Raw genomic sequence first — 20,772 nt, forward strand, 5'->3', positions numbered from 1 at the left:
AATTTCCATTTTGCCGCAACTCCCCTAAAGGTATCGTCAACAATCGATGACAGGCGCATGACATATACTCCCTTCTTTGTTCACGGGGCCGACCGCCCTGCCCGCTGGCTGATCACCTGCGACCATGCCACCAACCGCGTACCTCCCTTCGTCAACGGCGGCGACCTTGGCCTGCCGCACGAGGATATGGAGCGTCATATCGCTTATGATGTGGGGGCCTATGCCGTCGCCCGCCATCTGGGTGAGCTGCTGGACGCGCCGGTTGTGGCCTCCAATTTCTCACGGCTGGTGATCGACCCCAACCGGGGTGAGGACGATCCAACGCTGTTGATGAAACTTTATGACGGGACCATCATTCCCGCCAACCGTCACGCCGGTGCGACAGAGCGCGCGGCGCGGCTTGAGGCCTGCTACCGCCCCTATCACGCAGAAGTGAGCCGCCTTGCCGCGCGCCCGGACACGGTCATCGTCTCGATGCATTCCTTCACCCGACAATTGCGCGGACGTCTCCCACGCCCCTGGCAAATCGGCGTGCTCTTCCCCGAAGGTGAGCGGTTTTCCCCGGTGCTGATCGACACATTGCAGGCCGAGCCTGACCTTTGTGTCGGGATCAACGAGCCCTACACCGGCTACCTGCCCGGCGATGCCATCGACACCCACGGCACAGCCCATGGTCGCCCCAATACGCTGATCGAACTGCGCAACGATCTGATCGCTGATGCGGCAGGACAGCGGCAGTGGGCCGAACGACTCGCCAAGCTCCTGCCCCGGGCCCTTGCGAACTCGGGCCTGTAGCAGCGCTTGCCTCTGGACAGTGGCACCCACATATTACGGAACGCAAGACAACCGGGAGGATCCCCATGGACCAGCAAACCGAGATCGAACTTCAGGCCGCCGCATTCCGCCGCCTGCAAAAGCATCTGATGGAAGACCGCACCGATGTGCAGAACATCGACCTGATGAACATGGCCGGGTTCTGCCGCAACTGCCTCAGCCGCTGGTATCAGGAAGCAGCAAACGAACGCGGCATCGAAATGGACAAGAATGAAGCCCGCGAAATCTACTATGGCATGACCATGGATGAGTGGAAGTCCAAGTACCAGACCGAGGCCAGCCCGGAAAAACAGGCCGAGTTCGAAGTCGCCTTCAAGGAAAACGTCACAGACAAGGCCTGATCCCTGGCGGATTGCCCTCCCCCTGTCGCCATCGGCGCACAGGGGGTGTTCGCCACTGAGTATAACCCCGGCGGCCCGGATCCCTTAACATCTGAACCAACAGTATGTGTGATGGAGGTTCGGATGCGTTCAAGGATGCCAAGCTATTTCATTTCCCACGGCGGCGGACCGTGGCCCTGGATCCCGAACATGCGGGAGGCGCTGGCACCGCTGGCAGATGCGCTTGCCCGTATGCCGCAGGAAATCGGGCGCCGTCCCTCGGCGGTTCTGATGATTTCCGGCCACTGGGAAAAGGACACATTTGCAGTGATGAGTGCTGCAAAACCGCCGATGGTCTATGACTATTACAACTTCCCGCCAGAGACCTACGAAATCCAATACCCGGCGCCCGGCGCGCCAGAGCTGGCCCAGCACACTGCGGATCTGATCGCAGCGGCGGGATTGCCGGTCTCGATGGACGCGGAACAGGGATACGACCATGGCACCTTCGTGCCCATGGCCCTGATGTACCCGGAGGCCGATGTTCCGCTATTTCAGGTCTCCATGCGCCATGGTTACAGTCCAGAAGAGCATTTCGCCCTTGGCCGCGCGCTTGCCCCCCTCCGTGACGAGGACGTGCTGATCGTTGGCTCCGGTCTCAGCTACCACAATCTGCGGGAATTCGGCCCCCGGGCCAAGGTGCCCTCGGAAGAGTTCGACACATGGCTGAATGCGGCGCTGCAACTGCCAGCCGCCGCGCGGACCGAGGCACTGCTCAACTGGGAACAGGCCCCCTATGCCCGCGCCTGCCACGCGCAGGAGGATCACCTTGTGCCGCTCTTTACGGCCCTTGGCGCGGCAGAAGAGGAAGCAGCAACGCAGGTCTACCACCAGAAAGACATCTTTGGCGGCGTCACAGCCTCCAGCTTCCGGTTTGGGTAACGCCTCGTTTGCGGGCAGCCTCAAGACCGCTCGGACAAAGGCAGCTTATGATTGTATTTTGGCAATAATATCACGATAGAGTTGTGATACGTTTACGTTGATGTAATCGAAGGAAGACTTATTCAATGAAAGCCTTGTCTCTGGCCGCACATATTGCGCTCGCCACTGCTATACCGACCATCAGTTTTGGGGCCTCATTCTCGCATGCGGGCCTGCAGGCCGATACTTTGGTCCAGCATGGTGGAGGCTGCCGCAAAAGCTCTCCACCGGGCAAATGCTGCCATATGCAGACCAGCACAGGCAGAGTGCACTGCCACTGAAACAACAAAAGGCCGCCCCGTCAGGAGCGGCCTTAATTGTTGATACGGATACGCGCAGCGCTCAGATCGCGGCCTTCACCGATTCATCCAGATAGATCTCGCGCAGACGCTTGGCGATCGGGCCCGGCGTGCCGTCACCCAGCGCAGTGCCATCAATCTCCACGACCGGCATCACGAATGCGCTGGCCGAGGTGGTAAAGGCCTCATCCGCCTCTTTCGCTTCGTCGATGGTAAAGAGACGCTCTTCGATTTTCAGCTGCGCTTCTTCTGCCATGCGCAACACGGCCTTGCGGGTGATGCCGTGCAGGATGTCATTGGACAGCGGGCGGGTGACGATCACACCATCCTTGACGAAATAGGCGTTGTTCGAAGTGCCCTCGGTCACGTAGCCGTCTTCGACCATCCAGGCATCGTCGGCTCCGGCCTTCTTGGCCATCATCTTGCCCATTGACGGGTACAGCAGCTGCACCGTCTTGATGTCGCGGCGGCCCCAGCGGATGTCCTCAATCGAGATGATCTTGGCACCCTTCTTGGCGGCGGGGCTGTCGGCCAGACCCGGCTTGTTCTGGGTGAACAGCACAATCGACGGTTTGGTGGTCTCGGGATCGGGGAAGACGAAATCGCGGTCACCATCGGACCCGCGGGTGACCTGAAGATAAACCAGACCTTCGTCGATGCCGTTCAGTTCCACCAGCTTGCGGTGGATCTCCAGCAGTTCGTCCTTGGTGCAGGGTTCCTGCATGTCCAGCTCATCCAGCGAGCGTTTCAGGCGCACCGCGTGGCCTTCGAAATCAATCAGCTTGCCGCCCAGAACCGAGGTCACCTCGTATACCGCATCAGCCATCAGGAATCCGCGGTCGAAGATCGAGACCTTCGCTTCGTCTTCCGGCAGGTATTCGCCATTCACATAAACAGTACGGGTCATTGTCATCTCCTCAGCCCCAGAGTTCTGCCTTGGGCGGATGCACACCGGCAGCATCGTATTCCATTGTCGTTTCGCGGTCTTCGGACAGAAGCAGCGGCCCGTCAAGGTCCGTCACCATCGCCCCCTGCGCCAGCAGCACCGCAGGCGCCATCGCAAGTGACGAGCCCATCATGCAGCCAACCATCACGCGGTAACCTTCGGCCAGCGCCGCTTCGCGCAGTTTCAGCGCCTCGGTCAAGCCGCCGGTCTTGTCCAGCTTGATGTTGACCACATCGTATTTGCCTTTGAGTTTCGGCAGGCTGGCGCGGTCATGGCAGCTTTCATCCGCGCACACCGGTACCGGACGCTCCATGCCAATGAGCGCGTCGTCTTCACCGGCGGGCAAGGGTTGTTCGACCAGCGACACGCCCAGACGCACCAAATGCGGCGCAAGCTCGGCATAGACCTCGGCGCTCCAGCCTTCGTTGGCGTCGATAATGATATCCGAGTCCGGTGCCCCGGCGCGCACGGCTTCCAGTCGCGGCATGTCATCGGCGGTGCCCAGCTTGATCTTCAAAAGCGGGCGATGAGCATTCTCGGCGGCCTGCTCCTGCATCACCTCGGGCGTGTCGAGCGACAGGGTATAGGCGGTAATTTCGGGGCCGGGTTTCGGCAGACCGGCCAGTTCCCAGACCCGTTTGCCCGCCAGTTTCGCCTCAAGATCCCAAAGCGCGCAATCCACCGCGTTGCGAGCTGCACCGGCAGGCAGCAGGTCCTGCAGCTCTTCGCGGGTAAAGCTGTCGGGCAGGCCGGTAATTTCGGCGGTCACGCTGTCCAGCGTTTCATCATAGCGGGCATAAGGCACACATTCGCCCCACCCCACAGCCCCGTCTTTTTCGATCCTGACGGTCAGCACCTTCGCCTCGGTCCGCGAGCCGCGGGAGATGGTAAAGGCCCGCGCCAGTTTGAATACATCCGGCGTCACGGTGACTTTCATGTTCGATCCTTTCGGGGTCTTTGTTCGGCTTCTGGGGATGGGTGGGGCCGCACTCCACAGACGCCTGAATTCACATAAAAAGGGCGCCTGCTGCCAGACGCCCCCTTATAACAATCAGATTGCGGCGAGCGCGTCTACCAAGCGGTCGGCGCCATGGCGGTAGGGATCCACCGCGGGCAACCCCATGCGCTTTTCCACTTCCTCAAGGTAGGCAACCGCCTCTTCCTCGTTCAGGTGCTGAGTGTTCACCGAGATACCGACAACCTGACAATTCGGGTTGCCCTTGCGCGCCAGCGGCAGCGCGGTATCGCGCAGCTCTTCGAGGCTGGGCAGGGAATAGCCCGGCAGACCGCGCATATGTTCACGGGTCGGTTCGTGGCACAGGATCAGCGCATCGGGCTGACCGCCATGCACCAGCGCCATGGTCACACCGGAATAGGAAATGTGGAACAGGGAGCCCTGCCCTTCGATCATGTCCCAGTGATCTTCATCATTGTCCGGGGTCAGATATTCGATGGAACCTGCCATGAAGTCGGCGATCACGGCGTCCAGCGGCACACCGTGGCCAGTGATCAGAATGCCGGTCTGGCCGGTGGCGCGGAAGGTGGATTTCATACCGCGTTTTTGCATCTCGGCGTCCATCGCCAACGCAGTGTACATCTTGCCCACCGAGCAGTCGGTGCCAACGGCAAGACAGCGCTTGCCTTTGCGCTTCACGCCATTTGCAATCGGGTAGCCGACCGAAGGCACACGCACGTCATGCAGTGTGCCGCCGTGAGTTTGGGCAGCAGCGACCAGATCGCCTTCGTCGCGCAGCAGGTTGTGCAGGCCGGACGCGATGTCATAACCCATTTCAAGCGCCTTGATCAGCACTTCCTTCCAGGCGGGGGAGATGATCCCGCCGCGGTTGGCGACACCAATCACCAGCGTCTTTGCACCGGCGGCCTTGGCCTCTTCGAGCGACATTTCGGTCAGTCCCAGATCGGCGCCGCAGCCCGGCAGAGAGATCTGCCCGACCGCGTGGTCCGGGCGCCAGTCGCGGATGCCGATGGCAACCTTTGCCGCAAGCATATCGGGCGCATCGCCCAGGAACAGCAGATAGGGTGTCTCGATCATCTCGGGGCCTCCGTTAAACGTGATTCACCGCGAACGATAATCGAGCCGCCTTGCGAAGCGGTCCCATTTTTGCATTTGCAGGAAAGACATGATCGAAGTTTCTTCTACAAAAATACATTTTCATCGAAGAAAATTCCGACAATGGCGCATTACTCGCTCACTATTATGCGGCAACACGGGAATTCATTGCGATTGCAGCATAGTTGATGCTGCGCCTGCAAAGTCCCTCTTGCATGGGGTTGCGCAATTTCATACCACAATGACCAGTCAAATCGTAATTTCCTTTCCCAGCAAGGAGCGCCCTCATGAGCTTCCGCATCCAGCCCGCCGCCCCGGCCCGTCCCAACCGCTGCCAGTTGTTCGGCCCCGGCTCCAACACCAAACTCTTTGCCAAGATGGCCGCCTCGGCTGCGGATGTGATCAATCTGGATCTGGAAGATTCCGTTGCTCCCACCGACAAGGACATTGCCCGCGCCAATGTCATCGAGGCGCTGAACACCGTGGACTGGGGCAACAAATACATGTCGGTCCGCATCAACGGTCTGGACACGCCCTATTGGTACCGCGACGTGGTCGATCTGCTGGAACAGGCCGGCGACCGTCTGGACCAGATCATGATCCCCAAGGTCGGCTGCGCCGCCGATGTCTATGCCGTCGATGCGCTGGTCACCGCCATCGAGAACGCCAAGGGCCGTACCAAACCGATTTCCTTTGAGGTGATCATCGAATCCGCTGCGGGCATCGCACATGTGGAAGAGATCGCCGCCTCCTCTCCGCGCCTGCAGGCGATGAGCCTTGGCGCCGCCGACTTCGCCGCCTCCATGGGCATGCAGACCACCGGCATCGGTGGCACTCAGGAAAACTACTACATGCTGCATGGCGACACGCGGCACTATTCCGATCCGTGGCACTGGGCCCAGACCGCCATCGTCGCCGCTTGCCGCACCCATGGCGTTCTTCCGGTCGATGGTCCCTTCGGTGATTTCTCGGATGACGACGGCTATATCGCACAGGCCAAACGCTCGGCCACGCTGGGCATGGTCGGCAAATGGGCCATCCATCCGAAACAGATCGCCCTGGCAAACGAGGTCTTCACCCCCTCGGAAGAAGCCGTCGCCGAAGCGCGAGAGATCCTGGCCGCCATGGAACAGGCCAAGGCCAACGGCGAAGGCGCCACAGTATACAAGGGCCGCCTGGTCGACATCGCTTCGATTAAACAGGCCGAAGTGATCGTCGCACAGTCAGAGCTGATCGCAAAAGGCTGACCTTTGAACGCAGCTGACCATGGGGCGTCCGGAATCCGGGCGCCCCATTTTTATTCCGCATTCGCCAAACACATTCAATTTTTTTGATACATATCAACTCAAGAACCCTCCAGTGCTGGAATGTTGCCGCAGAACGAAACCGACAGAATCGGCAACCACTGGTGACGACATGAAAAAAGCCCTTCTTTCCGCAGCACTTGTTCTGGCAACTGCAACCGCCCTCCCCGCCCAGCAAGGCAAGAACCGGAGCGAGCTCTCCGCGCCCATCGTGCGCCTGACACCGCTGATCAAACAGAATGCCTCCGTGCTTGGCCTGACGGCAGAGCAACGCGCTGATCTGCAGAACTGGCTGGCGACCAGCCCGCCCAAACGCAAGGCTTTGGAAGCCGAGGCAATCGCGGCCCGCGCCGCCCTGCGCACCGCCATTCTGGACGGTGCCCCGGCAGAGGAGCGCGCCAGCCTTGCAGCCAAGGTCGGGGAGTATGAGGTCAAGCTGGTGACCATGCGCTCCAACTGCGCGGACCACTGGCGCACAGTTCTGACCCCGGAGCAGTTCGCGCAGCTCGTGGCCATGGCGCAGAAACAATAATCCCAGATCATTCTTTGGGTCGGCCCCGTTGCCTTTGGCGCCCTATTCCGCGACTAATTGACAGAAACGCGGGGCCGACATGACAGATCTGACCTTATTCCACACGGCCGACGTGCATGTGGCGACATTCGATGCCCTGGCACCCGAGGCCGATCTGACGCATGTGGTGCGCACCGACTGGCTTGAACGGGCCCAGACCGGCGTCGATGCCGCTCTCCGTCAGGAAATTGCCGAAGCGATCCGCGCGGCAGAGGGGCCCTCCTTGTGCACCTGCACCACCATCGGCGCAGTGGCTGAAGAAGCAGGCGCCACGCGAATTGACTGGCCGATGATGCAACAGGCCGCGGGCGCCGGTGGCCCGGTGATGCTGGTTTATTGTCTGGACAGCACCCGCCTTCCCTCCACCGCCCTGCTGGAACGCGCCTTTGCGACACAGGGCCGCGCGCCCGACATCCGCACCCTGCCTCTGACCGGCCTTTGGCACCATTTCACCAACGGCGACACAGAAGAGTTTCACAAACAAGTCGCCACCTGGGTGAGTACAAGCCTCACACTCACGCCCGGCACCGCTTGCGTGGTTCTCGCGCAAGCCTCAATGGCTGGCGCAGCCGCGCTGATCGACAGCGATGTACCGGTGCTGACCTCGCCCGAGACCGCCATGGCGGCCCTTCTGGGACAGGGTTAGGCGCGCATATCCTTGGGCGACCCCATGACCACATAGGTTGTGATCCCCGTGACATAGGGCGAGGTGCCCAGAATATCGGTGTGAAACCGTTTGTAGCTGGGCAGATCCGCGCATTCGACCCGCAACAGATATTCGATGGTGCCGGTGATATTGTGGCATTCCACCACTTCGGGCGCGGCCTGCATGGCGCGCTCAAACGCCTCTTGCGCCTCCTTCGTGTGTTCGCCCAGGCCGACACCGATATAGGTGACAAAGCCCACCCCCATCGCCTCGCGGTTCAGCACGGCCTTGTAGCCGGTGATGACTCCGGCGCGCTCCAGATCCTGCACCCGGCGCAAACAAGCCGAGGGGGACAGGCCCACACGCTCAGCCAGCTCTAGGTTGCTGATCCGCCCGTCGCGGGACAGCTCCTGCAATATTTGCTGATTTATGCGATCATTTTTAGCCATTAATTGCAACTTTTTGCACCCGGTGCAGCAAAACGCAATTTCATTCGGGCATTGACGCGTCAAATTCTCGCCATGACATACGATCTTCTCCTCGCGCTTGCGCTCTTCGCCTTTGTCTCGTCGATCACGCCGGGACCGAACAACCTGATGCTGATGGCCTCAGGCGCAAATTTCGGCTTTCGCCGCACCATCCCGCATATGCTGGGGGTGGCGTTGGGGTTCGTCTTCATGGTCGTTCTGGTCGGCGCCGGTCTGGTTGGGATCTTCGAAGCCTTCCCAGTCAGCTATACCGTGCTGAAGGTCGCCTCTGTGGCCTATCTTCTGTATCTGGCCTGGAAGATCGCCAACGCGGGGCCTGCAGAAACCGGCGAAGGCAAGGGCAACCCGATGACCTTCCTGCAGGCCGCCGCCTTTCAATGGGTCAACCCAAAGGCCTGGGCGATGGCCCTGACCGCGATCAGCGTTTATGCCCCGGATCAGACCCTTTGGGCGATCCTTCTGGTGGCGGCGCTGTTTGGGGCGGTCAACCTGCCCTCGGTCAGCTCCTGGACCCTGCTGGGGCAGCAAATGGCGCGGGTGCTGACCAATCCACGCCGCCTGATGCTGTTCAACTGGGCTATGGCGGCACTGCTGGTCGCATCGCTTTACCCGGTGATCTGGCCCGCATAACGCCACCGGCCTGCGCCGCCGCGAGCGACCGGGGACAAGACAGATGCGTGTGGCGAGTTGCATCCGGCGCCCGACAAGGCCATATATCGCACAAACCGCGCACCGTAAGGCGCTCAGTGAGGCGACATGACCCAGTATCTGGAATTTGAAAAACCGCTGGCCGAGATCGAAGGCAAAGCAGAAGAACTGCGCGCCCTGGCCCGCACCAACGAAGAGATGGACGTGGCCGATGAGGCCGCCGCGCTGGATGCCAAGGCCGAACAGCTGCTGAAGGATCTCTACAAGGACCTGACGCCCTGGCGCAAATGCCAGGTCGCGCGCCATCCCGAGCGTCCGCATTGCCGCGACTATATCGATGCGCTTTTCACCGAATACACGCCGCTGGCCGGTGATCGGAACTTTGCCGATGATCTGGCGGTGATGGGCGGTCTTGCCCGTTTCAACGATCAGCCGGTGATGGTGATCGGCCACGAAAAGGGCGCAGATACCAAGACCCGCATCGCGCATAACTTTGGCATGGCCCGCCCCGAAGGCTACCGCAAGGCCGTGCGCCTGATGGAGATGGCCGGGCGCTTCGGCCTGCCGGTCATTACGCTGGTGGACACCACAGGCGCCTACCCCGGCAAAGGCGCCGAGGAACGCGGCCAGTCTGAAGCCATCGCCCGTTCCACTGAAATGAGCCTGCAGATCGGCGTGCCGGTTGTGTCGGTCATCATCGGTGAAGGTGGATCCGGCGGCGCCGTCGCCTTTGCCACCGCCAACCGGGTCGCCATGCTGGAACATGCGGTTTATTCGGTGATCAGCCCCGAAGGCTGCGCCTCGATCCTGTGGAAGGACGCCGAGAAGATGCGCGAAGCCGCCGAGGCGCTGCGCCTGACCGCGCAGAACCTTCTGGAACTGGCCGTCATCGACCGGATCATCGCCGAACCGCTGGGCGGTGCCCATCGGGATGCCTCCGGCACCATTGCCTCGGTCGGCGCAGCGATCACAGCGATGCTGGATGAGCTGAAGGACAAGGACGGCGCTGCCCTGATCAAGGACCGCCGCCAGAAATTCCTCGATATCGGCTCCAAGGGCCTCGCGGCCTGATGTGACCTGACCGCGGCGCCGCAACAGCGGCGCCCGGCCCAACGGGCCGCAGGGTTTCGCAGAAACACCAAGGCCGGGCGGGAGCGCCCCTCCCGACCATTCACAATCACACCTGGATTGATTTTCCAGCGCCCTAGCCAGCAAGCAGGCGCAGACCCTGGGTCACATCCGACCGCACCGCCAGCCGCAATCCCGGCTCATCCCCTGCCTTCAATGCCGCGATGACCAGCTTGTGATTATGCGGCGGTTCGGTCCGGCGAAGACGGCCATAAAGCGCCCGCATGGTCGGCCCCAGCTGCAACCAGACCGTTTCCGCCATCGCCAGCATCGCAGGCGCCTGCGCCCGCAGGTACAGCGTGCGGTGAAATTCCAGATTGGCGCGGATGTATCCCACCGCATCGCGTTTCGACACCATTTCGGCCACGGTGACATTGATCGCCTGCAGCCTGTCGATCAGCGCCATGTGAGCCCGCGGCAGCGCCCGGCTCGACAATTCCACCTCCAGCAGCGACCGCAGCGCTGCAAGCTCCTCGATCCGTTCGTTGCTCAGCTCGGGTGTCGACACACGCCCCGAGGAGGACAGGAACAAGGCCCCCTCGGCCACCAGGCGGCGCACCGATTCCCGGGCCGGGGTCATGGAAACATCGAACTCACGTCCAATCCCGCGCAGGGTCAGCGCCTCGCCCGGCGCGATCTCTCCGTGCATGATACGCGTGCGCAGCGCCCGGTAGACGCGATCATGGGCTGACGACAGCCCGTCGGATGTGGAGCGGGTGGACAAGGTCATGGCCTGTTGTGATCACAAATGAAACCAAGGTCAATGCGCCACGCACGCGCAGCCCTGACGAGCCCGCACTTTCAGTCCGTGAACCGGTAGCGGTGCAACTGGCTGCCATTCTCCCTCAACCATCTGCGCGGCGCCTCATGATCGCCGAAAAGATCCTGAACCACGGCCCAGAAATCAGCCGAGTGGTTCATTTCCTGCAAATGCGCCACCTCATGCGCCACCACATAGCGCAGGACCTCTGGCGGGGCGAGGATCAGACGCCAAGAATACATCAGCGCCCCGGCCGAGGAACAGGACCCCCAGCGCGAGCGCGTGTCGCGCAGAACCAGCTTGTGAAACGGGCGGCCCAGCTGCGCCGAATAGGCATCCGACGCCGCGGCCAGCCGATCCCGGGCCAATTCCCGCAGGTAGCGTTCCAGAGACCGGGCCGGCCTGTCGCCAGAGACCGCGATCTCATCCCCGGCGACCCGCACGCCCCGCGCCTGCCCGCGCACGACCCGCAAGTCGCGCCCGGCCACCGGCAGCACCGTTCCAAATGTCACCGCGACCTGTCCGGGATGACGCGCCAAATGCCCGCGGATCCAATCTTCCTTCTCGGCAGCAAATTCCAGGGCGGCGCGTTCAGGCAGAGACTTGGGCAATGTCAGCGTGACCCGACCGTCCAGCGCGGAAATCCGCAGGCTGATCCGACGCGCACGCGCGGAGCGACGCAGAAGCAGTGGCACCGGAGGGTCCCCCGGCAGATGATGGGCGCTCATCGGCTCTCCCTTGCAGGCAAAGGCTTTGACAGTACCATCCTCATATGGCAAGGCACCTGAATCGTCGATACGACTCACCAGTAAATCAAGGGGATCCACATGCCCAAGGAAGAATGGGGTGTAAAGCGCGTTTGCCCGACCACCGGAAAACGCTTTTATGACCTGAACAAGGACCCGATCGTCAGCCCCTACACGGGCGAGGTCGTTGCCCTCGACACCGGCAAGAGCCGCATGATCGAAGCCGACTCGGAAGACGCTGCGTCGATGAAGGCCAAAGAGAACATGGACGGGGACGACGCAGTTCTGGAAGATGACGAAGACGTCGATCTGGATCTGGGCGATGACGTTCTGGACGATGATGACGATGACGACAACGTCTCGCTCGACGAGATTGCCGACGTCGCATCCGAGGACGACGAGTCCTGATCCAAGGCCCGCGTATGGGCCCGGATGCCGCCAAATGGCGGATTGACCGGGGCAGTTTCGGCCCCGTTTTACCCGGGCCCGGATGGGCCACAAAAAAACTCTGAATGATGGTGCATTTTGCACTTGCAGCCTGCTCCATCGTCCCTTAAACGACCACTCACACCGGATGGGGCAACAGCCAAGCCGGATGTGAATGGGGCCTTAGCTCAGTTGGGAGAGCGCTTGCATGGCATGCAAGAGGTCAGGGGTTCGACTCCCCTAGGCTCCACCATTCCCCCCCAGACATTGTAAACTAATCAATCCTCTGGCCATGCATTTTGCGTGTCTCCCGCTTTCGACCTATGGGCAAATCAGGGATGCTCAGCCTGCGTCAATCCAAGGCGGCTCAATCCGGTCACCGTTCACCCGCACCTCATCCTGCTCATTGTCGAGCACGACAGGATTGTCGTAGATCTCCAGCGTCGGGCGCACACCAAAGCGCCCTTCCATCCAGTCCGCCCATCCTTCATTGAACCAGGCTTCGGCATCTGCACGGGTATCGAACTCGTAAATTCCACCACCACCTGCGTCGCTGTTGAGGAAATACTTACGCCTCAAACCCTTGACGTCGTGGAAAATCTTTGTCGCTTCAACGGATTGGCGGGCAACCAGATCCGCATCCCGTTTTGGTCCTTCCAGCGGAATTCTGACGATGGCGATGATCATGACGATGGCCCTCCCCGGCTCGTTCATGGGCACGAGACAAGTCTAGGGCCATCGTCCGTTTCAAGACAATGACCCCTGTCAGCCTTGAGGCAGGGACTGTGTTATCGCCACGTCCAGCTTGTCGACCACCTCGGCGATCTGATCCTCCGAAATGATAAAGGGCGGCGCCAGCAGGATGTGATCACCATTGCGGCCATCACGCGTACCCGACATCGGATAGCAGATCAGCCCGGCCTCAAAAGCCGCCTTCTTGATCTTCGCCGCCAGCCCAAGTGACGGGTCAAAGGGCGTCTTGCTGTCGCGGTCACGGACCAGCTCGATCCCCCGGAACAGACCGCGCCCGCGAATGTCGCCGATATTGGGATGCTGGCCGAACCGCTCCTGCAGGGCGGATTGCAGACGATCGCCCATCGCCGCGCAGCGGGCCACCAGATCCCGCTCCAGCATCTGGCTCACCACCGCCAGCCCAGCCGCTGTGGCCACCGGATGGCCGATATAGGTATGCCCGTGTTGGAAAAAGCCGCTGCCGCCTTCGATGGTCTCGTAGATCTGGCGGGAGCACAGCATCGCCCCGATCGGCTGATAACCGGCGCCCAACCCCTTTGCGATACACAGGATGTCGGGCGCGACACCGTCGGCGTCACAGGCAAACAGGTGACCGGTGCGCCCCATGCCGCACATGACCTCATCCAGGATCAGCAGCACGCCATATTTGTCGCAGATCTCGCGGATGCGTTTGAAATAGCCTTCGACCGCAGGTACCGCCCCGGATGTGGCGCCCACTACTGGTTCGGCCATGAAGGCCATCACGGTTTCGGGGCCAAGACGCAGGATCTCCGCCTCCAGTTCGTTCGCGGCGCGCTGGCCATAGTCAAAACTGCTCTCGCCCTGGGCCCGGTCCACATATTCATAACAAGGCGCGATATGGGACACGCCGATCAGAAGCGGATCGAATTGCTGCCGCCGCCAGGCATTGCCCCCCGCCGCCAAGGCGCCAAGCGTGTTGCCGTGATAGCTTTGCCGCCGGGCAATCAGGTGCCGCCGCTCCGGCTCCCCCTTTTCCAGGAAATACTGGCGTGCCAGCTTGATCGCCGCCTCGGTCGCCTCGGATCCGCCAGAGACAAAATAGACCCGGTCCAGATCGCCCGGCGCATTGGCAATCAGCAGATCGGCGAGCGCCTCGGCCGGTTCCGAGGTCATGAACCCGGTATGGGCAAAGGCCAGCTGTCCCACCTGCTGCTGCACCGCCGCGATGACTGCCGCATCGGAATGGCCAAGGCAGGACACCGCCGCGCCGCCCGATCCGTCGAAATACCGCTTTCCTGTCGAATCAATCAGATAACAGCCATCGCCCCCCACGGCAGTGGGCAGGTTCGCCTTGGTATGACGGGGAAATAAATGAGACATTTTCAGCCCTCCTTGAGGCTGTGACCGGCATCCTGTGCGGCCCTGACCAGCGCCGCTACCGAGGCTGCATTGTCCTGCAGCATCTCGCCCTCCGGCGTTTCAATATTATTCTCAAATCCGATTCGCGCATCCCCTCCGGCAGCAATCGCCGCCAGCAGGCAGGCCCGTTCGTTGCGGCCAAAGGCGCAGGCGGTCCAGTTGAGTCTCAGATCCGCTGCCGCCGACAGAAACCCGGCCAGATCCTCCGGCTGCCCCAACACCGGCGGTGCGTAGCTTCCGAGGACAAAGATCGCATCGCGCATCGAGGGCGGCACCGTGCCATCGCCGTACCATTCCTTCAGCTGCGCGATACAGGACGACCCATACAGGATATGCTGAACCCGCGTTCCGACCTCAGCACTAAATGCATAGGCCCGCGCGGCTACTGCCAGATCCCGCGCCATTTCCCGGACCGAGACCGAGGCCGCCGCCGGGCGCAGCTGCATCAGGCAATGTAACTGGTCCTTGGGAGAGAAGAGACCCGCGCTTTCGGTGGTGATCTGCACCTTCATGCCGGGCGCCGCCTCCTGCACCGCTTCCATCGCCGTGCGATAGCGCCCGGCGTCCAGCGAATGCTGGCCCTCCTCATCCCGCACATGCAGGTGTAGCGCCCCTGCCCCGGCCACATAACAGTCCGCGGCCGTCTGCGCGATTTCCTCTGGTGTCACCGGCAGGTTCAAATGATCCCGCTTGCCACGCCGTGCCCCACTCGGGGCAACCATCACTGTGAACTCCGCCACGCCCATTCTCCGCTGGCCAATGCTGCGCCCGACCATGATGGGAAAAATGCACGCTCTCAATTAACACACGAAAGAACACACGTTCTTTTGATCTGCACCGGATCGCGATATACTGGGAAAACCCGCGTTTATCCCCGGATCACCCGCCCCGGAACACTGCCACGCCCGATTTTCGGGCAACCTGCCGGGCCACATGCGGAAAACCGCTGGAGCATAGCGGCGCACCCAAGGCAAAGAACGTAAGTTCTGCCCTTGAAAACAGGGGCCTGATGCGGGCCGCGCAGGAAACCTGCTGCACTGGCCACAAAGCTCATCACCATCTGGACCTAGTGCAAGCGGCAGATTTGGCGTTTCGTCAAACTCAGAAAAGTCCGGCTTGCTGTTTTGCGCGCCGGACCAGAACACCACTTTTTAGGGAAGGACATGTCATGGACGGCACGTTCAACGAAAACGACCTCAGCCGGGTGATTGACGCCGACAAGGCGCATGTCTGGCACCACCTGATCCAGCACAAACCCTTTGAGACCAGCGACCCCCGGATCATCGTCGAAGGCAAAGGCATGCGGGTGTGGGACCAGAACGGCAAGGAATGGCTGGACGCGGTCTCCGGTGGGGTCTGGACGGTGAACGTCGGCTATGGCCGTGAGGAAATCTGCAAGGCGGTCTATGATCAGCTGATGAAGCTTTGCTATTTCGCGCAGTCCGCAGGTTCTATTCCCGGCTCGCTCTTTGCCGAAAAGCTGATCGAGAAGATGCCCGGCATGAGCCGCGTCTACTACAACAACTCCGGCTCCGAGGCGAACGAGAAAGCCTTCAAGATGGTGCGCCAGATCGCGCACAAGAAATACGGCGGCAAGAAGCACAAGATTCTCTACCGCGACCGCGATTACCACGGCTCCACTCTGGCGGCGATGTCGGCGGGCGGCCAGGATGAGCGCAACGCCCAATACGGTCCCTTTGCCCCCGGTTTCGTACGGGTGCCCCACTGCATGGAATACCGCAAGCACGAGCTGGGTCTTGAGCATCTGTCGGGCGAGGAATTCGGCATCGCGGCCGCCAACCTGATCGAAGAGGTTATCCTGCGCGAAGGCCCCGACACCGTTGGCGCCCTCTGCCTGGAACCAGTGACTGCCGGCGGCGGCGTGATCGAGGCCCCCGAAGGCTATTGGCCGCGGGTGCAGGAGATCTGCAAGAAATACGAAATCCTGCTGCACATCGACGAGGTGGTTTGCGGGATCGGTCGTACCGGCACCTGGTTCGGCTACCAGCACTACGGCATCCAGCCCGATTTCGTCACCATGGCCAAAGGCGTCGCCTCGGGCTATGCTGCGATCGCCTGCATGGTCACCACCGAAGAAATCTTCGAGATGTTCAAGGACGACGCGGACGATCCGATGAACTATTTCCGTGACATCTCCACCTTCGGCGGCTGCACCGCTGGTCCCGCTGCCGCCCTGGCCAACATGCAGATCATCGAAGACGAGGGCCTGCTCGACAACTGCACCGCCATGGGCGAGCGGATGATGAACAACCTCAAGGCACTGCAGGAAAAGCACCCGGTGATCGGCGATGTGCGCGGCAAAGGTCTGTTCCTCGGCGCCGAACTGGTCACCGACCGCGAGAGCAAGGAACCGGTGGACGAGAAACAGGCGCAAGCCGTCGTGGCCGAGGTCGGCGCCCAGGGCGTTATCATCGGCGTCACCAACCGTTCGATCCCCGGCAAGAACAACACCCTCTGCTTCAGCCCGGCGCTGATCGCAACGGCCGAGGACATCGACGCCATCACCGATGCGGTGGACGTGGCCCTGACCAAGGTCTTTGGCTGATCAGGCCAATTGGACTACTTAGATTTTTGAAAGGCGGCCCTTTGCACCAGGCCGCCTTTCGCTTTTTCTGGCGGGGTGACACAGCACAAGGATCCCTGCCATGCCCGCTCCCCTCTGGATGACAGCATCCACCCTGACCTCGGACAATGTGACTCTGGCACCGCTTACGCAGGATCATGCCGCCGATCTGGCAGAGGCGGCGGGCGATGGCGCCCTGCACCGGCTCTGGTACACTGCGGTTCCCGCACCGGACCGGGTCCCGGCAGAGATCAACCGCCGCCTTGCCCTGCAAAAGGCTGGATCCATGGTGCCCTTCGCCATCCTCGACCCACAGGGCCGCGCCGTGGGCATGACTACCTATATGAATATCGACCACGGCAACCGCCGCGTCGAAATCGGCTCCACCTGGTACCGCAAATCGGTACAGCGCACCGGGATCAACACCGCCTGCAAGCTCATGATGCTGCGCCACGCATTCGAAGACCGCGATGCCATCGCGGTGGAATTCCGCACCCACCGCCTCAACCGGCAAAGCCGCGCCGCAATCGAACGGCTCGGCGCCCAGCTCGACGGTATCCTGCGGGCGCACATGATCATGCCCGACGGCAGCCTGCGTGATTCCGCTGTCTACTCCATAACCGCCGCCGATTGGCCCGCGGTCCGCGCAAACCTGGAATTCATGACCCAAAGGTGATCCCCCCGCGGGTCAAGGAGGCCGCAAGGCCCCGCCGTCAGGCGGCTTGTCCTTGACGCGCATTTTCTAAAACAATTGAAAACGGCCCTTACGGGGCAGACCTGCCCCGCAAGGGCCATCTCAGCACGAAAAAGCGCCGCGCGTCAGCGCGGCGCCTGTCCCAACGGGAGAGGGGCAATCTTCGATTGCCACGATCCGGGCGGGAGCGCCCCGCCCGTGGCCCCTCATAGCATCTGGAACAGAATGCCGGACAGGATTGCGCCACTCACACCCAGCCCCAGATAGGCGGCAAAGACCTGCGGCTTCACCAGCGACCAGACCGCAGCCATGGCCGGGATCGAACTCACCGCACCGGCAATCATGAAGGCCATCGCCGCCCCAACGCTCATCCCCTGCTCTATCAGTCCCGCCAGCAGCGGCGGCGCCACGTAGGAGTTGAGGTAGGCCGGCATGCCCACCAGCGCGGCCACGGCAATCGGCACCACGCCTTCACCGCCGACCAGACCCGCAATGACATCCGCCGGGACATAGGACACAAGCAGCGCCTCCAGGACATAGGCCAGCGCCAACCACTTCAGCAGGAACAGACCGTTGGCGACAAATTCGCTGCGGAACCGTTGCCGACGCTCAGGTTCGGACCAGAAGGCCCAGACCGGCTTTGCATCGGCCTTTGGCGCACCGCAGCCGCAACAGCTGGTTTTCTGCACCTGTTTTAGCGGGTTTGCAAAGACACCATGGCCCATCAGTGCCTTGATGGCAAAGCCCCCGAACAACCCCAGGGCCACGGCAGCAACCGCCTTGCCGATGGCAAAGGGCCAGCCCAGCGCCCCTGCGGTGATCAGCAACGTCGGCGGATCGATCAGCGGCGACGACAGCCAGAAGGCCATGACAGCCGACAACGGCGCGCCCAAAGCCAGCAGCCCGGCGATAAAGGGAATGACCTCGCAGGAACAGAAGGGCGCCAGCCCGCCAAACACCGCCGCAAGAAAGATCATCCGCACCTCGCGCCCCTCAAAGGCCCGCGCCACCAGAGCTTCGGCGCCGGTTGCCTTCAGATACGCCAGCAGCAGCACCGCAAACAGAATGTAACGACCGGTATGGGCCAGCGCATTCAGCGCAAAGATCACAATGGTCTGGAAATTTCCCATATCCAGCACCGCAACAGAAACCAGCAGCGCCACGATCACGGCCCAGGGCGTTTTGAGCCAGCGCAGCAGCGCCTGCGAGGCCCCGAGATTTTGAGTGAGATCAGCCATCGTTTGCAGCCTCCTGCATTTGATCCGAGCAGCATTCACAGAGAATGAAGTCCGCCAGCGACCGCAGCCGGTCGAAATCGGCCCGGCTAATCGTCGCGCGTCCCACCTTCTCCTGCACCACGACACCGGCGCCCGAAAGAAATTTCAAATGATGCGCCAGCGTCGAGGGCGCGATGCCCGTACGGGTCTGAATGTCCTGAACCCGCAATCCATCGCGCCCTGCCCGGACCAGACAGCGCAGGACCTTCAGACGCGCCTCTGACCCCATGGCCGCAAAACCACCTGCTGCTTCTTCCCACTGCATGACATGCTCCATTAAAACCATAAAACTAGTTATTTCGATTCGACACTCAAAATCAAGCTCAAAAAATCATCCGGGACGGTAAGTCCAGATTGCGCTCCCCCTAAGGCCAGCCTACTGTCCCGGAATGGCCATTTCCGTCGACACATTCTTTCTCAACCCGGATGCGCAGGGCACGCTTCAGGCGCAGATCCAGGAGATGATCGCCGAAGGCGTTCTGTCAGGCCGTTTTCGGGTTGGAGAGAAGCTGCCATCCTCGCGCAAACTGGCCAGCCACCTTGGCATCAGCCGCATCACCGTGACGCTGGCCTATACGGAACTTCTGGCCAATGACTATCTGACGTCGCGCGGGCGGTCTGGGTATTACGTCTCGGAAAACGCGCCGGTGCCGCCCAGTTACACGCCGCCGCAACGCTCTGATGACGCGGTGGACTGGTCGCAGGCCATTGCCCGCACCTTTACCGGTGGCGATACGCCCCGCAAACCGCGGGACTGGCGCAACTACCGCTATCCTTTCATCTATGGTCAGGTCGATGCCTCGCTGTTTGATCATGCCAACTGGCGGCTTTGCGCGCTCCGGGCGCTGGGGCAGAAAGATTTTGCCGCGCTGACCAACGACTATTTCGATCAGGATGATCCCCTGCTGATCGAATATATCGCCCGCCACACCCTGCCACGCCGTGGTGTCACCGCCCGCCCCGAGCAGATCCTGATCACCCTCGGGGCGCAGAATGCCCTGTGGCTGGTGATCCAGCTTTTGCTGAACCGGGGGCGCAAGGCGGCGATCGAGGATCCGACCTATTACACCCTGCGCGATCAGCTCACCCATGTGCGCTGCCAGATGGATTGCATTCCGGTGGATGCCGACGGTCTGCCGCCGGAGCAGATCGCGGAAGACACCGACGTGATCTTCTGCACCCCGAGCCACCAAAGCCCGACCACCGCCACCATGCCCATGGCCCGGCGCAAGCAACTGCTGGAGCGCGCCCGCGAGATCGATGCGGTGATTGTCGAGGACGACTACGAGTTCGAGATGTCCTTCCTCGGCGCCCCCTCCCCGGCGCTCAAATCCCTGGATACCGACGGGCGCGTGGTCTATGTCGGCAGCTTTTCCAAATCGCTGTTTCCGGGGCTGCGACTGGGCTATCTGGTAGGCTCTGAAAGCTTCATCCGTCAGGCCCGCGCCCTGCGCGCCAGCGTGCTGCGCCACCCGCCTGGGCACATTCAGCGCACTGTCGCCTATTTCCTTTCCCTTGGGCACTACGATTCCCAAATCCGCCGCACCGCCAAGGAGCTGCACAACCGCCGCCTGGTCATCGAAGAGGCCATCGCCGCGCATGGGCTGTCGATCTCGGGTGTTGGCGTCTACGGTGGCTCATCCCTCTGGATGCGCGCGCCGGAGGGCGTCGATACCGCCGCCGCAGCAGAGCGCCTGAGGGAAAAGAGCGTCATCATCGAACCCGGCGCGCCCTTCTTTGCGCCCCAACACCGCAAGCAGAACTATTACCGGCTGGGCTATTCCTCGATCCCGGCAAGCCGTATCGAACCAGGGCTGGCGCTGCTGTCCGAGGCGCTGAAACCGTCCTGAGGTTGCCCCGGCCACAGGCGCGCATGCGTTTTCTGCAACCGCGATACACCCCCATCAGGCCGCGCC

23 protein-coding genes and 1 tRNA gene are annotated in these 20,772 nt (G+C 61.7%); 13 read left to right on the plus strand and 11 right to left on the minus strand.

Features of this window, described 5'->3' with window-relative positions:
- The first annotated feature begins 57 nt into the window (after positions 1 to 57).
- From JL2886_RS06840 to JL2886_RS06850, 3 genes are all read left to right on the plus strand, one after another.
- On the plus strand, positions 58 to 795 hold the full coding sequence (locus JL2886_RS06840) for an N-formylglutamate amidohydrolase (protein ID WP_065271325.1): 738 nt from the start codon (positions 58 to 60) through the stop codon (positions 793 to 795).
- Between the two features lie 65 nt (positions 796 to 860).
- On the plus strand, positions 861 to 1,175 hold the full coding sequence (locus JL2886_RS06845) for a DUF1244 domain-containing protein (protein ID WP_065271326.1): 315 nt from the start codon (positions 861 to 863) through the stop codon (positions 1,173 to 1,175).
- Between the two features lie 123 nt (positions 1,176 to 1,298).
- Positions 1,299 to 2,096 (plus strand): DODA-type extradiol aromatic ring-opening family dioxygenase, encoded by a 798-nt coding sequence (locus JL2886_RS06850; protein ID WP_237028435.1) that lies wholly within the window; start codon positions 1,299 to 1,301, stop codon positions 2,094 to 2,096.
- 381 nt (positions 2,097 to 2,477) lie between these two features.
- Here JL2886_RS06850 and JL2886_RS06855 read toward each other — a convergent pair whose 3' ends face one another.
- The 3 genes from JL2886_RS06855 to dgcN all read right to left on the minus strand — a co-directional run bounded on the left by JL2886_RS06855 (position 2,478) and on the right by dgcN (position 5,433).
- A complete protein-coding gene (locus JL2886_RS06855; protein WP_065271328.1) occupies positions 2,478 to 3,341 on the minus strand; it encodes a D-amino-acid transaminase in 864 nt (287 codons plus the stop codon).
- 10 nt (positions 3,342 to 3,351) lie between these two features.
- The gene (gene dgcA, locus JL2886_RS06860; protein ID WP_065271329.1) at positions 3,352 to 4,317 is read right to left on the minus strand and encodes an N-acetyl-D-Glu racemase DgcA; all 966 of its coding nucleotides are present in this window, start codon (positions 4,315 to 4,317) and stop codon (positions 3,352 to 3,354) included.
- 114 nt (positions 4,318 to 4,431) lie between these two features.
- On the minus strand, positions 4,432 to 5,433 hold the full coding sequence (gene dgcN, locus JL2886_RS06865; protein WP_065271330.1) for an N-acetyltransferase DgcN: 1,002 nt from the start codon (positions 5,431 to 5,433) through the stop codon (positions 4,432 to 4,434).
- 305 nt (positions 5,434 to 5,738) lie between these two features.
- Between dgcN and JL2886_RS06870 the strand changes: the two genes are divergently transcribed.
- From JL2886_RS06870 to JL2886_RS06880, 3 genes are all read left to right on the plus strand, one after another.
- The gene (locus tag JL2886_RS06870; RefSeq protein ID WP_065271331.1) at positions 5,739 to 6,698 is read left to right on the plus strand and encodes an L-malyl-CoA/beta-methylmalyl-CoA lyase; all 960 of its coding nucleotides are present in this window, start codon (positions 5,739 to 5,741) and stop codon (positions 6,696 to 6,698) included.
- Between the two features lie 169 nt (positions 6,699 to 6,867).
- A complete protein-coding gene (locus JL2886_RS06875) occupies positions 6,868 to 7,287 on the plus strand; it encodes a Spy/CpxP family protein refolding chaperone (RefSeq protein WP_133245364.1) in 420 nt (139 codons plus the stop codon).
- Positions 7,288 to 7,366: 79 nt separating this feature from the next.
- Positions 7,367 to 7,972 (plus strand): hypothetical protein, encoded by a 606-nt coding sequence (locus tag JL2886_RS06880; RefSeq protein WP_065271333.1) that lies wholly within the window; start codon positions 7,367 to 7,369, stop codon positions 7,970 to 7,972.
- Here JL2886_RS06880 and JL2886_RS06885 read toward each other — a convergent pair.
- Positions 7,969 to 8,421 carry an Lrp/AsnC family transcriptional regulator gene (locus JL2886_RS06885; protein ID WP_065271334.1) on the minus strand — a complete coding sequence of 151 codons (453 nt, stop codon included), beginning with the start codon at positions 8,419 to 8,421 and terminating at the stop codon, positions 7,969 to 7,971. The genes JL2886_RS06880 and JL2886_RS06885 overlap by 4 nt on opposite strands.
- A gap of 72 nt (positions 8,422 to 8,493) precedes the next feature.
- On the opposite strand from JL2886_RS06885, the gene JL2886_RS06890 reads away from it, so the two are divergent.
- Together JL2886_RS06890 and JL2886_RS06895 are read left to right on the plus strand one after the other, a co-directional pair.
- Positions 8,494 to 9,090, plus strand: coding sequence for a LysE family translocator (locus tag JL2886_RS06890; protein ID WP_065271335.1), 597 nt, complete (start codon positions 8,494 to 8,496; stop codon positions 9,088 to 9,090).
- 126 nt (positions 9,091 to 9,216) lie between these two features.
- Positions 9,217 to 10,179, plus strand: coding sequence for an acetyl-CoA carboxylase carboxyltransferase subunit alpha (locus tag JL2886_RS06895; protein WP_065271336.1), 963 nt, complete (start codon positions 9,217 to 9,219; stop codon positions 10,177 to 10,179).
- Between the two features lie 133 nt (positions 10,180 to 10,312).
- On the opposite strand, the gene JL2886_RS06900 is transcribed toward JL2886_RS06895, so the two are convergent.
- Positions 10,313 to 10,966, minus strand: a complete 654-nt coding sequence (locus JL2886_RS06900; RefSeq protein ID WP_065271337.1) for a GntR family transcriptional regulator — start codon at positions 10,964 to 10,966, stop codon at positions 10,313 to 10,315.
- Positions 10,967 to 11,037: 71 nt separating this feature from the next.
- Entirely contained in the window at positions 11,038 to 11,724 is a 687-nt protein-coding gene (locus JL2886_RS06905) for a M48 family metallopeptidase (RefSeq protein WP_065271338.1), read from the minus strand.
- Positions 11,725 to 11,823: 99 nt separating this feature from the next.
- On the opposite strand from JL2886_RS06905, the gene JL2886_RS06910 reads away from it, so the two are divergent.
- Together JL2886_RS06910 and JL2886_RS06915 are read left to right on the plus strand one after the other, a co-directional pair.
- Positions 11,824 to 12,150, plus strand: a complete 327-nt coding sequence (locus JL2886_RS06910) for a TIGR02300 family protein (protein ID WP_065271339.1) — start codon at positions 11,824 to 11,826, stop codon at positions 12,148 to 12,150.
- A 195-nt stretch (positions 12,151 to 12,345) separates the two neighbouring features.
- A tRNA-Ala gene (locus JL2886_RS06915) sits at positions 12,346 to 12,421 on the plus strand.
- Positions 12,422 to 12,510: 89 nt separating this feature from the next.
- On the opposite strand, the gene JL2886_RS06920 is transcribed toward JL2886_RS06915, so the two are convergent.
- The 3 genes from JL2886_RS06920 to JL2886_RS06930 form a co-directional block, all read right to left on the minus strand.
- Complete coding sequence (locus tag JL2886_RS06920; RefSeq protein WP_133245363.1) at positions 12,511 to 12,855, minus strand: hypothetical protein; 345 nt, start codon at positions 12,853 to 12,855, stop codon at positions 12,511 to 12,513.
- A 78-nt stretch (positions 12,856 to 12,933) separates the two neighbouring features.
- Positions 12,934 to 14,262 carry an aspartate aminotransferase family protein gene (locus tag JL2886_RS06925; protein WP_065271341.1) on the minus strand — a complete coding sequence of 443 codons (1,329 nt, stop codon included), beginning with the start codon at positions 14,260 to 14,262 and terminating at the stop codon, positions 12,934 to 12,936.
- 2 nt (positions 14,263 to 14,264) lie between these two features.
- Positions 14,265 to 15,041: a 3-keto-5-aminohexanoate cleavage protein gene (locus tag JL2886_RS06930; RefSeq protein ID WP_237028436.1), complete on the minus strand. Its 777-nt coding sequence runs from the start codon at positions 15,039 to 15,041 to the stop codon at positions 14,265 to 14,267.
- A 428-nt stretch (positions 15,042 to 15,469) separates the two neighbouring features.
- On the opposite strand from JL2886_RS06930, the gene JL2886_RS06935 reads away from it, so the two are divergent.
- A complete protein-coding gene (locus JL2886_RS06935; protein WP_065271342.1) occupies positions 15,470 to 16,867 on the plus strand; it encodes an aspartate aminotransferase family protein in 1,398 nt (465 codons plus the stop codon).
- 100 nt (positions 16,868 to 16,967) lie between these two features.
- Positions 16,968 to 17,561, plus strand: coding sequence for a GNAT family N-acetyltransferase (locus JL2886_RS06940; RefSeq protein WP_065271343.1), 594 nt, complete (start codon positions 16,968 to 16,970; stop codon positions 17,559 to 17,561).
- 224 nt (positions 17,562 to 17,785) lie between these two features.
- On the opposite strand, the gene JL2886_RS06945 is transcribed toward JL2886_RS06940, so the two are convergent.
- The gene (locus JL2886_RS06945; protein WP_065271344.1) at positions 17,786 to 18,817 is read right to left on the minus strand and encodes a permease; all 1,032 of its coding nucleotides are present in this window, start codon (positions 18,815 to 18,817) and stop codon (positions 17,786 to 17,788) included.
- On the minus strand, positions 18,810 to 19,121 hold the full coding sequence (locus JL2886_RS06950; RefSeq protein ID WP_065273578.1) for an ArsR/SmtB family transcription factor: 312 nt from the start codon (positions 19,119 to 19,121) through the stop codon (positions 18,810 to 18,812). Before JL2886_RS06950 ends, JL2886_RS06945 begins: the two co-directional genes overlap by 8 nt.
- A 124-nt stretch (positions 19,122 to 19,245) precedes the next feature.
- On the opposite strand from JL2886_RS06950, the gene JL2886_RS06955 reads away from it, so the two are divergent.
- Complete coding sequence (locus JL2886_RS06955) at positions 19,246 to 20,706, plus strand: PLP-dependent aminotransferase family protein (RefSeq protein ID WP_065271345.1); 1,461 nt, start codon at positions 19,246 to 19,248, stop codon at positions 20,704 to 20,706.
- Positions 20,707 to 20,772 lie beyond the last annotated feature (66 nt).

The sequence above is a fragment of the Phaeobacter gallaeciensis genome, from assembly GCF_001678945.1.
Taxonomy (GTDB): domain Bacteria; phylum Pseudomonadota; class Alphaproteobacteria; order Rhodobacterales; family Rhodobacteraceae; genus Phycobacter; species Phycobacter gallaeciensis_A.